The organism is Acinetobacter kyonggiensis (assembly GCF_900107285.1).
GTDB lineage: Bacteria > Pseudomonadota > Gammaproteobacteria > Pseudomonadales > Moraxellaceae > Acinetobacter > Acinetobacter kyonggiensis.
On record NZ_FNPK01000002.1, the window covers coordinates 170,039 to 184,785 of the forward strand.

General features: G+C 39.7%; 10 protein-coding genes. 6 read left to right on the plus strand and 4 right to left on the minus strand.

Features of this window, described 5'->3' with window-relative positions:
* Positions 1-169: 169 nt before the first annotated feature.
* Both BLV99_RS02595 and BLV99_RS02600 read right to left on the minus strand, forming a co-directional pair.
* Entirely contained in the window at positions 170-1,870 is a 1,701-nt protein-coding gene (locus BLV99_RS02595; RefSeq protein ID WP_092687417.1) for an NAD-dependent malic enzyme, read from the minus strand.
* 566 nt (positions 1,871-2,436) lie between these two features.
* Positions 2,437-5,307 (minus strand): heavy metal translocating P-type ATPase, encoded by a 2,871-nt coding sequence (locus tag BLV99_RS02600; protein ID WP_092687421.1) that lies wholly within the window; start codon positions 5,305-5,307, stop codon positions 2,437-2,439.
* An 84-nt stretch (positions 5,308-5,391) separates the two neighbouring features.
* Between BLV99_RS02600 and BLV99_RS02605 the strand changes: the two genes are divergently transcribed.
* The 3 genes from BLV99_RS02605 to lon all read left to right on the plus strand — a co-directional run bounded on the left by BLV99_RS02605 (position 5,392) and on the right by lon (position 8,982).
* Positions 5,392-5,772, plus strand: a complete 381-nt coding sequence (locus tag BLV99_RS02605) for a MerR family transcriptional regulator (RefSeq protein ID WP_092687424.1) — start codon at positions 5,392-5,394, stop codon at positions 5,770-5,772.
* A 49-nt stretch (positions 5,773-5,821) separates the two neighbouring features.
* On the plus strand, positions 5,822-6,409 hold the full coding sequence (locus tag BLV99_RS02610) for a 5-formyltetrahydrofolate cyclo-ligase (RefSeq protein WP_092687427.1): 588 nt from the start codon (positions 5,822-5,824) through the stop codon (positions 6,407-6,409).
* A gap of 146 nt (positions 6,410-6,555) precedes the next feature.
* Positions 6,556-8,982, plus strand: a complete 2,427-nt coding sequence (gene lon, locus BLV99_RS02615; protein ID WP_092687430.1) for an endopeptidase La — start codon at positions 6,556-6,558, stop codon at positions 8,980-8,982.
* Between the two features lie 247 nt (positions 8,983-9,229).
* Here lon and BLV99_RS02620 read toward each other — a convergent pair whose 3' ends face one another.
* The gene (locus BLV99_RS02620) at positions 9,230-10,195 is read right to left on the minus strand and encodes a M28 family peptidase (RefSeq protein WP_092687433.1); all 966 of its coding nucleotides are present in this window, start codon (positions 10,193-10,195) and stop codon (positions 9,230-9,232) included.
* Positions 10,196-10,349: 154 nt separating this feature from the next.
* Between BLV99_RS02620 and rlmH the strand changes: the two genes are divergently transcribed.
* From rlmH to BLV99_RS02635, 3 genes are all read left to right on the plus strand, one after another.
* Positions 10,350-10,832 (plus strand): 23S rRNA (pseudouridine(1915)-N(3))-methyltransferase RlmH, encoded by a 483-nt coding sequence (rlmH, locus tag BLV99_RS02625; protein WP_074943347.1) that lies wholly within the window; start codon positions 10,350-10,352, stop codon positions 10,830-10,832.
* A 530-nt stretch (positions 10,833-11,362) separates the two neighbouring features.
* A complete protein-coding gene (locus BLV99_RS02630) occupies positions 11,363-12,139 on the plus strand; it encodes a dioxygenase family protein (RefSeq protein ID WP_092687436.1) in 777 nt (258 codons plus the stop codon).
* A gap of 139 nt (positions 12,140-12,278) precedes the next feature.
* Positions 12,279-13,046, plus strand: a complete 768-nt coding sequence (locus tag BLV99_RS02635) for an META and DUF4377 domain-containing protein (RefSeq protein WP_092687439.1) — start codon at positions 12,279-12,281, stop codon at positions 13,044-13,046.
* Between the two features lie 266 nt (positions 13,047-13,312).
* On the opposite strand, the gene gdhA is transcribed toward BLV99_RS02635, so the two are convergent.
* On the minus strand, positions 13,313-14,659 hold the full coding sequence (gdhA, locus tag BLV99_RS02640; RefSeq protein WP_244516270.1) for an NADP-specific glutamate dehydrogenase: 1,347 nt from the start codon (positions 14,657-14,659) through the stop codon (positions 13,313-13,315).
* Positions 14,660-14,747 lie beyond the last annotated feature (88 nt).

Below are 14,747 nucleotides of genomic sequence, written 5' to 3' on the forward strand. Positions count from 1 at the left end.
ATTTAACTTCACTTACAAAGGAAAAAATACGCTAAATTTATACCTCATGATGACGATAAAATTTTTAAATATAAATTAAATATAAACACTATCCATCATAAAATTTACCCCAAAAATCTCATTGATCAACATAAAAAGATTTTCGGGGCAATATATGATTATTCACATATTAAAAAGTAATACGTTTATAACTGCGGTACTCAGGTTTCCAATAATGCTTTTCAATGGCTTTCGCTAAAGTTTCATCACTGACAATCGGTGCAACACCCGCCTGCATTGCCGCTTGAGCCACTTTTAAAGCAATGATTCTTGAAACCTGTTGAATTGAATCAATGTCGGGCAACAAATCTGCATCGGGATCAATCAGTTTCGGTGAACAATCTGCAAGGGCATTGCTTGAAGCCATTAACATACTGTCGGTCACACGTGTAGCACCTGACGCAATCACACCCAAACCAATGCCTGGGAATATATACGAGTTATTACACTGCGAAATATTATAAATCTTGCCCTGATAATTCACTGGAGCAAATGGACTCCCCGTCGCAATTAACGCCTTACCATCCGTCCACTGAATAATATCCGCAGGCACCGCTTCAACACGTGACGTCGGATTAGATAACGGTAAAACAATCGGACGTTCACAGTTGGCCGCCAGTGTGCGAATCACTTCTTCTGTAAATAAACCCGGTTGACCCGAAACCCCAATCAATACCGTGGGTTTGGCATTTTTCACTACATCCAATAAAGAAATGACTTCTTCAGCATTGCCCCACTCGGCAATCACTTCAGGTTTTTGTGCTAATTTTCTTTGGAAATCCAGTAGGTTTGGCTGATTTTCAGTAATTAAACCGAAACGGTCGACCATATAGACACGAGCACGTGCTTCGAACTCAGTTAAGCCTTCTGCCATCATTTGTGCCACAATTTGTTCAGCAATACCGCAACCTGCCGAACCCGCACCTAAAAAGGCAACGGTCTGATCTTTTAACTGTTTGCCTGCTGCATGTGAGGCTGCAATTAAGCTGCCTACTGAAACGGCTGCTGTCCCTTGAATATCATCATTAAAACAGCAAATTTTATCGCGATACTTATTCAGCAATGGCATGGCATTTTTTTGCGCAAAATCTTCAAACTGAATCAGTGCATCTGGCCAACGACGCTGAATCGCTGCAATCACATGATCAACAAAATCATAATATTCATCACCACTAATGCGTGGCTGATTCCAACCTAAATAAATAGGATCATTTAACAACTGCTGGTTATTGGTGCCGACATCCAAAGTAATGGGTAAGGTATACGCGGGGCTAATACCACCACAAGCGGTATACAGGGAAAGTTTACCAATCGGAATGCCCATGCCACCGATGCCCTGATCACCTAAACCTAAAATACGTTCGCCATCTGTAATCACAATTACTTTAACGTTTTTACGATTGACGTTATGCAAAATGTCTTCAATATGATCGCGATCAGGATAAGAGATGAAGATCCCACGATGACGGCGGTAAATATCCGAAAATTGCTGACATGCCTCACCCACTGTTGGGGTGTAAATAATCGGCATCATTTCACTTAAATGATTTTCAAGTAGATGATAAAACAGGGTTTCGTTGGTATCTTGAATATTACGCAAGTAAATATGTTTATTGATCGCATCGTTAAATGAGCAATATTGCTGATATGAACGATGGCTCTGTTCCTCAATCGTTTCAATAACATGCGGAATTAAGCCATGTAAATTAAATTTACTACGCTCTTGTTCGGTAAACGCAGAGCCTTTATTTAACAACGGAAGTTCTAAAAGCGTATTTCCTGCATAAGGAATATATAAAGGTTGTTTAATCACCAAGTTATCTGTCGTCATTTCCTATCTCATTTCAAAAGTCATGAAGATGGTATACAGAAAAATGTATATCATATCTTCACAAGCGACTAGCTTAGCCCGATTTTACCGCGATGGTATATTTTAAAATTTGATACCAATACACAAACAATTTTTTAATCTAATAAAGATAAAAAAATCTGCTTTTTCAATTCAATATATCTAGGTGAATAAAAAAACCGATGCTTTCGAATAAAATTTTGAGCTTATTTTAATCTTTTTAATCATCATTTAAAGCGGTGATAAATTTGCTTACATACATTTCCAAAATTTATAATAATTGCACAGTTGTGGTGCGTTAAATTTAAATGCTTAAAATTTGATTGAAGGCTAAAACTGTCAAACTATATTTAGCGACATTTCAGACATTATTCTTATTCAGCATACGCTATGTTGATCAGCAACTTTTTTCATATTTATGACCGATGTCATGAACTTATTTACTTCATTTAGTTCCTGCTTTCTGCGCCAAAAAAATACCCAAGAAATTTATCTTGGGTATCGCAGCGTATTTGAGCTGTTTAAACTTATTTAGAACTATGTTAAGGCTATTTAGACTTTTGCAGTCGCAAAGCATTAATCACCACGGATAATGAACTTAGTGACATGGCAACAGCAGCCAACATTGGTGTCAACAACAAACCCGTCAATGGATAAAAAATACCTGCTGCAACAGGCACACCTAAGCCGTTATAAACAAATGAAAATGCCAAATTTTGTTTCATGTTTTTGACACCCAGTTTTGCCATGTGAATGGCATCCGCCACCCCACGAATATCACCTTTTACCAAGGTAATTTGTGCCGTCTGTTTGGCAATATCCGTTCCATTACCCATTGCAATCCCAATATTGGCTTGAGCAAGTGCAGGCGCATCATTTATACCATCACCTGCCATGGCTACAATTTTGCCCTGTGCTTGATATTTTTTCACGATGTCTAATTTTTCAGTCGGTGTACAGTTGCCATAAACATGCTGAATGCCAAGCTCTGCGGCCACCAGTTTTGCATTTTGTTCGTGATCACCCGTTGCCATGACAACATCCACACCATCGGCAATCAATTGTGCTATCACTTGATGCGCATTTGGTTTAACTGCGTCATGAATCGAAATATACGCCAAAACATCCTGCTCATTGGCCAAGAAACTAATCACATTGCCTTTTGCACGTTGTTGTTGTAACTGAGTCTGAACAGATGCTTCTAAGTTTAAACCCAATTGATCGAGTAGCTTTTGACTGCCAACATACAGCATTTGATCATGAATCTGACCTCTTACGCCAAAGCCCGTGACATCTTCAAAATCATTGACTTTAAGCAGTTCAGTTGCCGCAACCAATTTCGTCAAAGTCTGTGCAATAGGATGGGTTGAATACTGTTCAATCGATGCAATCCATTGTTCAGCCTGAGCTTGTGTCACCTGATCGGACAATAACTGAATTTCTTTTAGGCTGGGCTTGCCTTCAGTCAATGTTCCTGTTTTATCAATCACCAAAGTATTGACTTTACTTAATGCTTCAATCGCTTCGGCATCTTTAAACAATACGCCTTTTTGTGCAGCTCGCCCCGTGGTTGCCATTACCGACATGGGAGTTGCCAAACCTAAAGCACAAGGACAAGCAATAATCAGTACAGCCACGGCACACATCAATGCCAAATCAAATTGTGCATTGCCAAAGACCATCCAAGCGATAAAGGTCAGCACACTAATGATAAGCACTGTAACAACAAAATATTTAGCAAAAACATCGGCAAGTCGTTGTAATGGTGCTTTAGAGCGTTGCGCTTCTGCCACGGTTTGAATCATTTTAGCGAGTGTGGTATTTGCACCCACCGCAGTGGTTCGAATACGAATACTGCCCTGCTGATTCACCGTTCCGCCAATGACTAAATCATCTAATTCTTTTTTGACTGGAACCGGTTCACCCGTCATCATCGCTTCATCGACATAGGTTTTGCCTTCAACCACAACACCATCCAGTGGAATTTGCTCCCCCGATGAAATTTGCAGAATATCGCCTTGTTTCACCATGCCAATATCAACTTCGACCACTTGATCATTCTGCACCAGTTTTGCAGTATTGGATTGCAATCGCAGTAATGACTTTAATGAATCAGCAGTTTTGGCACGGGCTTTCAACTCCATCATTTGCCCAAGCAAACTTAAAGACACAATCATACAGGCTGCTTCAAAATACACCGCCACGCCATGACCTGTTTTGGCTTCCATCGGAATAAGGGATGGAAAAACAGTTGCAACCACACTATAAATAAAGGCCGCTAATACCCCTACTCCAATGAGACTCCACATGTTTAAGTTACGTGTTTTATAAGATGTCCAGCAACGCTCAATAATGGGTTTCCCCGCCCAAAGCACCACAGGAATAGAAAGCACCAATTCAATCCACGGTTGAATATGCTGTGGAATAAAGGCATGAATATGCGAACCCATCGCCAAGACAAAAACAATTAAGGTCAAAGGCAAAGTCAGCCAAAAACGATGGCTAAAATCTACCAGTTCAGGGTTCGGTGCATCATCCAAGGTTGGTTGCATAGGCTCTAAAGCCATACCACAAATCGGGCAAGTCCCCGGGCCTTTTTGTACAATTTCGGGGTCCATCGGACAGGTATAATCCATATCTGCCGCACCTTCTGGTACAGGACGTTCATCGAGAGGAATTAAATAAAATTCAGGATCCTGTTTAAATTTATCCAAACAAGATGGATTACAGAAATAATAGGTTTTATCTTGATAATCTGTTTTTAAATCGGTTGATGTGCCCACCGACATGCCACAGACAGGATCAATTTCTGTTTGTCCTGAAGAATTTACCGCATGACCACCCGCACAACACGATGACTGTTTTTTCGGTTCTGGTGGTTTTTCTGTGCCACAGCATGAAGCGCTTTGAGTCTTTGAAACCACATATTGCTCAGGTGCGATATTAAACTTACTTAAACAACGCTCAGAACAAAAATAATAGCCATGGTCTTGGTCAATACTGTGATATTGAGAATCGGTTTTAACCTGCATACCACAAACGGGGTCAACCACCGTTTCAATGGATTGAACTGCTGTTTTCGGTTTATTTCCAGCACAACAGCCCGATGATTGCGCTACAGGTTGTTGATCTTGAGGCGCACAGCATGAAGCCGTTTTTTCTTCGGTTTTAGCTTTTGGAGCACAACCACAACCGGTTTTTTTCGGTTCATTTCCCTCAGCTGACAGCAGATATTGTTCAGGATTTAGCTCAAATTTATTTAAACAACCCTTACAACAGAAATAATAACGCTGCCCTTTATAGTCAATATTGGGTTTAGACAAATCGGTAACTTTCATCCCGCAAACAGGATCTACTTTGACCCATTCCGGACTCGATTGTTGTTTTGTACAGCAAGAAGATTTAGCTTGTTCACTCATCAGACTTACCCATTTAATTATTCAATTGTGCTAGCATAAAGTCTGTACCTAGGTACAGAGTCAAGTCATATTGAGGATACTTTTATGCTCACCATTGGAAAACTGGCTAAACAATGTCAGGTCAATGTCGAAACCATTCGTTATTATCAACGCATTGGCTTAATGCGTATTCCGGAAACCACTCAAAGTTATCGTTATTATAATAGCCAAGATATTGAAACTTTAAGCTTTATTCAAAAGGCTAAAGATGCGGGTTTACAGCTCAGTGAAATTCAGGAGTTATTACAGCTACAACTTGAAGACCGTGAACAAGTTCGCCATGTTATACAACAACGTCTGGACAAAATTGACCAACGAATTCAAGAACTCAATAGCTTAAAACAACGCCTTTCAACGTGGATTGATGAATGTAAAACAGCCAATAATAACTGTTGCCCAATATTGAAAGAACTTAAAAACAGTTAAACTTACACCCTACTCTACACTTGAACTTTTCGTTTAGGACCAACGACTTATGTCTATCGACTTAAAATCACTACGACAACAACTTAAAACCAAGCGCAAACAAGTCGATAAATTCCAACAACAGTCTTCCTCCAGCAAAATCTTACATCGCTTACGTCATTTTCCACAGCTACAACAGGCAAAGCGCGTCGGTATTTATTTACATGCTTTTGGTGAAATTCAGACCCAGCAAATGATTGAATATTGCTTCGCACAGCATAAACAGGTCTATTTACCCATGATTTGCACCATGAATCAGCAATTGCACTGGGTCAAAATTTCAAAACAACAATATCGCAACAAACGCTTTTCACATCATCCTCTTGGCATGCAAGAACCGATGGCAAGCCGTGCAATGCATGTCTCAAAACTGGATGTGCTAATCATGCCTTTACTGGCATGTGATGTTTACGGGACACGCATTGGAATGGGTGGCGGTTTTTATGATAAAACCCTTGCCAGTGCGCCAAATAAGCCTTTGCGCTTAGGCATTGCACATGACTTTCAACTGGTACAAGAGCGACTTCCCCGTCAGGTTTGGGATCAGCCACTCGATGTACTTATTACACCCTTACACATGCGGTTATTTAAACGTTAATTTGGCATTTTTGACTGTTGTTATAAGCATTAAATCAATTATTTAAGTATTTATCATACAATTTATGTGCAGCTCCCCTTGTAATTTTTGAAATACACATCACTATAAAAATATGGCAACACCATTGTTACTCATTAGGAGTGCCCATGTCTGAAATTATTATGAATCAAGAAACCTTAGAACCACAGGTTCCAAGCGTATTACCGCTTTTAGCGCTACGAGATGTTGTGGTTTATCCACACATGCAAATTGCGTTATTTGTAGGTCGTGAAAAATCGATCAAAGCAGTTGACGTGGCTCGTAACAGTGACAATCTCGTATTTGTTGTTGCGCAACAAGATTCGCTTACAGAAGAAATTGATCACGACAACCTATATCAATACGGTACTGTCGCAAAGATTGTGCAAGTTGTGAATCATGAAAATGATGAAAACTGTATCAAAGTATTAATTGAGGGATTACATCGTTCTAAACTGGTAAAAATCATCGAAAATGATGAATATTTATCGGCTGAACATGCAATTAGCCCAATGACAGTCAACATTAAAGCAGAATCTCAAGAAACACGTATACAAGAACTGCGCACTTTATTTGCACAATATGCAGAAGCAAAATTACGTAATGCACGTGAATTGATTACTGCTGCAAATAAAATTGATGATTTATTGCAACTGGTGTTCTTTGTCGCAACCCGTGTGCCTTTAAACATTGATGTCAAACAAAAGTTCTTAGAACACGATGATTTTGAAGCTCACTTACAAGAGTTAATGACTTATCTGTTGCAACAATCTGAAGAACAACAGATTGAACAAACCTTGCATGACTCGGTAAAACGCCAAATGGAGAAAAACCAGCGCGAATATTTCCTCAATGAAAAGATGAAGGTCATTCAGCGCGAACTTTCTGACATGAATGGCGGTGCTGAAGATGATGTTGCAGAAATTGAACGTCGTCTTGAAGAAGCCGATTTACCTGAACATGTGCGCAAAAAAGCAGAGTCAGAATTCCGCAAGCTTAAAGCAATGCAACCTGCTTCAAGTGAAGCCGCAGTTGTTCGCAACTATATCGAAGCTATTTTAGATACCCCGTGGAATAAAGCCAGTAAAGTTAGTATTAACTTGGCAAAAGCACAGGAAATTCTAGATGCAGACCATTATGGTCTAGATGAAGTTAAAGAGCGTATTGTTGAATACTTAGCGGTTCAATCACGGGTGAAAAAACTCAAAGGGCCTATCCTTTGCTTAGTTGGGCCTCCAGGGGTCGGTAAAACTTCACTCGGTGAATCGGTTGCCAAAGCCACAGGTCGTGAATTTGTCCGCATGGCTTTAGGTGGCGTGCGTGATGAAGCGGAAATTCGTGGTCACCGTCGTACCTATATTGGTGCGATGCCGGGTAAAATTGTGCAATCGTTAACCAAAGTCGGTGTCAAGAATCCATTGTTCTTGCTCGATGAAATTGACAAAATGGCGCAAGATTACCGTGGCGACCCTGCTTCTGCATTACTTGAAGTGCTTGATCCATCGCAAAACAGCAAGTTTAACGATCACTATTTAGATCTGGATCTTGACCTGTCTGAAGTAATGTTTATCTGTACTGCAAACAGTATGAATATTCCAGAAGCTTTGCTGGACCGTATGGAAGTGATTCGTCTTCCGGGTTATACCGAAGAAGAAAAAGTCAATATTGCAGACCGTTATCTTGTGCCTAAAGCAATTAAGGACAATGGTTTACGCGGCAAAGAATTGACCATTCATGAAGAAGCGATTCGTGACATCGTGCGTCGCTATACACGCGAAGCCGGTGTGCGTAGCCTAGAACGTGAAGTCTCAAAAATTGCCCGTAAAGTGGTCAAAGAAGCGGTCAGCAAAAAAGCCAAAAACTTGCATATCGACATCACTGCGGAAAACTTATCTGACTACTTAGGCGTACATAAATTCGACTATGGTATGGCAGAAGAAGAAGCTGAAGTCGGTCGTGTCAATGGTTTAGCTTGGACTTCTGTCGGTGGTGAATTACTGTCGATTGAAGTGGCAGCTGTAAAAGGTAAAGGTAAATTCATCACGACAGGTTCACTTGGCGATGTCATGAAAGAATCCATTACCGCTGCAATGACTGTGGTACGTACCCGTGCAGATGCACTGGGTATTGAAGCTGCACGATTTGAAGAAACCGATGTTCACGTGCATTTACCTGAAGGTGCAACACCAAAAGATGGTCCATCTGCTGGTTTAGCATTAACCACAGCATTGGTTTCTGCCTTCACAGGTATCCCTGTTCGTGCGGACATTGCAATGACAGGTGAAACCAATTTAGGTGGTCGTGCCATGCGTATTGGTGGCTTAAAAGAGAAACTACTTGCAGCACACCGTGGCGGCATTAAGTTAGTCTTTATCCCACAAGAAAATGTACGTGATCTGGTGGAAATTCCAGACAATGTCAAAGCTGGTTTAGAAATTAAAGCCGTGAAAAGTATCGATGATATTTTGCCATTGGCTTTAACAGAAATGCCAAAACCTTTGCCAAAAAATCCGATTGTAAAACCGGCCGCTGAAGGTAAAGCTGCACGTCATTAATGGTAATTTGATACAAAAAAGAGAGCTTCGGCTCTCTTTTTTTATGCGCTTAGTTTGCTATATTAGAGATATATAGCAAACTTGAAAAACCAAGCGCTTGACCTCATTTATTCATTATAGAAACACAAATATAGAAATACAGATGCGCTGTAAGCTTCTATTTTAGCTGTTGTGTGAATGGTCATCTACATCTCCAGGTGGATGACCTTTTGATCGCAGTCCCATTTTTCTTAGTGGACTGCGTTTTTTATGGCTTAGATGGCAATGGCGTTAGTAAACTATTCACCAAACCATCAATTACATTGGCCATTTTTCCAATATTCAGCGTTTTTAAAGTATCTTTTTCGGTATGATAATTCTTATTTCGAAAAAAAGCGGTATCGGTAATCATCACTGCTGGAATATCAAACTTCCAATAATTAAGATGATCTGAGAACTCCATTCCTGAAACAAAAGAAGGTGCAACCAATCTTTGACACTCTAAACGGTTCAGTGTTCGCATTTCTTCACAGTATTTCGCGCCCAAATCATAAGACTGTAAATTACTCACCGTAGCAATATAATTCGCATGACTAGGATAAACCCACTTCAAACCGGCTGGATATTCTTGCACCAATTTTTCATCAAAGTAACCAATCATATCTAAAATATACACACCTTGAATTTGATCTTTTTGTGCTTGTACCGATTTGGCATGGATATAACTGCCCATCTGCTCGGTTTTAAAAAACGGCGGTTCTTGTAAGGTATAAAATACAAATTCTATATTTTGCGTGAGTTGAGATTTCTGTTGCGCAAGAATACGTGCAGTTTCAATTACTCCCGCTACACCAGAAGCATTATCATCAGCACCCTGCTGCTCACCAAAGACATCGTAATGTGCACCTATAATCACTTTGTCCGCATGACCCGCTGTTAAAGTACACACTACATTACGATAACCTAAACCATTGACCGAATAATTTTGATATTGACATGGAATACCAAACAAGCGCATTTGTTCTTTAATCCATGCCGAAACACGCTGTAATTCTTCTATATTTTTATAATTACGATAGCTATCAGTACCAATAATTTGTTCCAAATAGACTTTTAAATTATTCGTGCTTGCTGTCGTCAGGTTAGGTGCTGCCCATGTTGAAGCACTCAAAAAAATAGAGAAAAGAAATGTGCCCAAGCATAAGCCTATATTTTGATTTTTTTTTGCTCTCATTTATTCTTCGTCCATGGTTTTTATTTATATTTACTCCACTATTCATGATTAAAACAGCATCACATACTAACTTTCAATTGCAATTTGTTGCTCAAAATAAGTAAAAAGCATTTTAGTGCTTATAATAGTGCAGACTCTTAAACCATCAAATCTTATGAAAATCCGTATTATTACCATCGGTCAAAAAATGCCTGCTTGGGTACTCACTGGTTTTGAAGATTACTTCAAGCGTATCCAACCTTTTGTGCAAACTCAGATTATTGAATTACCCATGGCAAAACGCGGGAAAAATGATTCTGAAGCCGATATCTTAAAATATCGTCAAATTGAAGGTGACAGCATTTTAAATGTGCTTAAACAGAATGAAACCCTGATTGCACTTGAAGTGGGTGGCAAAGAATTTAGCACTGAAAAACTCGCTGCAACCATGAAAGAATGGATGCTTGAAGGCAATGATGTGGTATTAGCAATTGGCGGCCCAGATGGTCACTCGGAAGCGGTGCGTAAAGCGGCTGCATGGCACTGGTCATTGTCCAAGCTCACTTTACCTCACCCTATGGTTCGAGTGATGCTGATCGAGCAGTTATACCGTGCAATGACCATCAATCACAATCATCCTTATCATCGGGCTGGTTAAATAAACCTGCTGAGTCCTTTATTAGATCACCCACATAGATTAAAAAATACTCAATACTCAGTTCTTTAAAATCAGCACGGCCTCATTTGATTGATTTAGTTTTTATACCTTTGTGTAGGCATTAGCTCTATTTTTGAAAGGTCAAAAGTAGAGCTAATGCCTTTTGTTTCCCAGACACGACATCCTGAGCCAGTTTTAAGGCTCTGTTTTAAAATACAGCGCAAGGATGGGAACCGTGTGGCATCCATGCCACACTCATGAATCCAATACTTCCTAGAATTTATTTTTAATTTTGACTTTACGAACGACTTATATTGATTGAAAAATGAATTATGAAAGAAGTCTTCTATTGAATTTTTATCAAACTGAAATTATGGTAAATACCATCGAGCAATTTTGATAAAAATGAATAAGACTATTTTCTATTGTTCTGTTTATGCAACGAGATGTTGAAATAAACCCTCTTTTATCTATAGGTTAATTTTGACATCATTGCTCCAGTCAATATAATTTGAATTAGGCGCATCATTATGAATTTGCAAACTTTACCCGGTTTATTTATTTCACATGGCTCTCCCATGCTTGCGCTTAATCCAGAACAAGTTGGCCCTGCATTACAACGACTTAGCCTGAATCTGCCTAAACCGCAGGCCATTATTGTGATGTCTGCACACTGGGAAAGTAACTCACTTGAAGTAAGTACAAGTGTACGTGCCGAAACTTGGCATGATTTCCGTGGTTTTCCCGCTGAACTCTATGAAATCCGCTATCCCGCACCGGGTCAACCAGAACTTGCTGAAGAAATTTTACATCTTTTAGCAGATGCAGGTTTAGCGGCTCATGCCAATAGCACTCGTCCGCGTGATCATGGCGTGTGGATGCCCCTGCTACATATGTATCCTGATGCAGATATTCCTGTGGTAGAAATTTCACTACCGATGAACTGGTCTGCTGAAGATATTTATAAAATTGGTCACACACTTGCTCCACTGCGTGAAAAACAAGTGTTAATTATTGGTTCGGGCAGTATCACCCATAACTTAGCTGAGTTAGCTTGGCGTGGCGAACCGACTGAAGTGCCTGTATGGGCATCCAGTTTCCGTAATTATGTCGTGAGCAAACTTACTCATCAAAATTATGATGCTGTACTGGACTGGCAAACAATTCCCTATGCAAAACGAAATCATCCAACCTTAGAGCACTTTGCCCCACTGTTCTTTACAATGGGAACTGGTCAGCGCTTCAACATTGTCCACAGTAGTTTTAGTATGGGTTCACTGGGTATGGATATCTATCGTTTTGACTGATTCATAACTTTTTATCAATAATCAACAAAATAATAGTTATGGATACATTTTGATACCTAATACCTCAAAATGTATCCATTTTTTTTGAGCACGAATACGATATGCTTATAAAAATCTTTCAAAACCAAGTACTTTTAAAATGAAACTTAAATTTTTAGCGATTGCCCTTTTTCCATTAACACTTGCGGCTTGTCAATCTAGCGATATGCAAAAAGTTGGAGATTTAGCCGTGTCGATGGTTCAACAACAAAATGCAGATAAAACACTCGCTGCCTACCAATGGTCTTATCAACCACAAGGCACAAATAAGCCACTTGTGTTGAATTTCAATGATCAACAACATTTAAGTATTGCAACAGGTTGTAATACTCAAGGTACATCATGGAAAATTGAGAAAGGTCAAATTGTCACTGCTGATTTGATGTCAACCATGATGGCTTGTTCACCCGAATTAATGAAACAAGAACAGTTCTCCAGCTCACTTTTTGCTAAACGTACTATTCCCTTTGTTTTAAATACACAAGATGTAAATAAACCAACATTAACGCTTATTGATGCAACAGGTCAAAAAATTGTATTCGAAGGCAAAATGACGCCTGAAACACAATATCAAACGCAAGCTGAAACCATTTTTCTTGAAATTGCTCCAGAAACAAAAAAATGTACAGGCGTAGCACCACAAACCTGTTTGCAAGTACGTGAAATTAAATACGCAGAAAACGGTGTTAAAACTCAGGTCGATAAAGACTGGACGTTGTTTTACAACCATATTGAAGGTTTTGAACATAATCCCAATGAGCGCCAAATCATTCGTGTAAAACGTTATGAAATTAAGAACCCTGCCGCAGATCAGTCTAAATATGCCTATGTACATGACATGACGATTGAACGCGCAACCGTAAAATAAGCTGTTCATATCAGTAATAAAAAACCGATGCCAGAGCATCGGTTTTTTATTATTCAAGAAAGTAAAATCATATACCAATTTTTGAAATTAAATGATCATCTTTTATCAACTCAAATCCCTCCCAACCTCCCTTTGAAAAAGGGAGGAGTGACACAAATTCAAATACTAATCTGATTTGTGATATTCCCCTATTTAATAAAGATGAGAAGCATTGCTTCGCAAGAGAGGAGATTCTTAGGATATTGAGATATTGATGAAAATTGGTATTAGAATACGCCTTGAGCCAACATTGCATCCGCAACTTTGACAAAGCCTGCAATGTTCGCACCATCAACATAGTTCACAGTACCATTTTCTTTAGTACCGTATTTAACACAGTTACGGTGAATTTCTTTCATGATCGCGTGTAGACGCTCATCTACTTCTTCGAAAGTCCATCCTAAACGAATCGCATTTTGCGACATTTCAAGACCAGAAGTCGCCACACCACCCGCATTTGATGCTTTACCCGGCGCATACAAAATTTTGGCTTCAATGAATTTTTCAACAGCATCTAGAGTCGATGGCATGTTTGCACCTTCAGCAACACAAATCACACCATTTGCAATCAATGCAAGCGCATCTTCACCTGTCAACTCATTTTGAGTTGCACATGGCAGCGCGATATCACATTTGATTGACCAAGGGCGTTTGCCCTCAAGATATTCAAAGCCATGTTTAGACGCGAATTCAGAAATACGACCACGTTTAACGTTTTTAAGCTCCATCACTTCAGCCAACAATTCGTCGGTAAAGCCGTCTTTCACATACACAGTACCCGCAGAGTCTGAAAGTGAAACCACTTTAGCCCCTAAGAACATCGCTTTTTCAGCAGCGAATTGTGCAACATTACCTGAACCTGAAATAGTCACCACTTTATCTTGAAAGCAATTACCCTTAGTTTTCAGCATTTCTTCAGCAAAATAAACCGTGCCATAACCCGTTGCTTCTGGACGAGCCAATGAACCACCGAATGACAAACCTTTACCTGTAAATACAGATGAAGTGTCATTACTGAGTTTTTTCATCATCCCAGCCATGTAGCCAACTTCACGACCACCTACACCAATATCCCCCGCAGGAATATCCGTATTTGAACCAAGGTAACGGTATAATTCAATCATTAATGCTTGGCAGAAACGCATAATTTCGCCTTCAGACTTACCTTTAGGATCAAAGTCTGAACCGCCTTTACCGCCACCCATAGGAAGTGTGGTTAAAGCATTTTTAAATGTTTGTTCAAAACCTAAAAATTTAAGAATTGAAAGGTTCACCGATGGGTGAAAACGCATACCACCTTTAAATGGCCCGATGGCTGAATTGTACTGTACACGGAAAGCACGGTTCACATGAGTCTGACCTTTGTCATCGACCCAAGAAACACGGAATTGAATCGCACGTTCTGGCTCAACCAAGCGTTCAAGCAAACCGTGATCAGCATACTGTGGGTTCTTTTCAATGAACGGCCAAAGGCTAGTCATGACTTCTTCTACAGCTTGTAGAAATTCGGGTTGATGTGCATCACGTGATTTAACGTAGTCTAGGAAGTCGTTAAGGCTGTTATATTTCAACACTTAATCCTCAGCAGAAAGATGGATCAAAATTGATCAAATTTTTAAAAAGTGATAATTTTTGGCGCAAAATATTAAATATCTTTTGCAG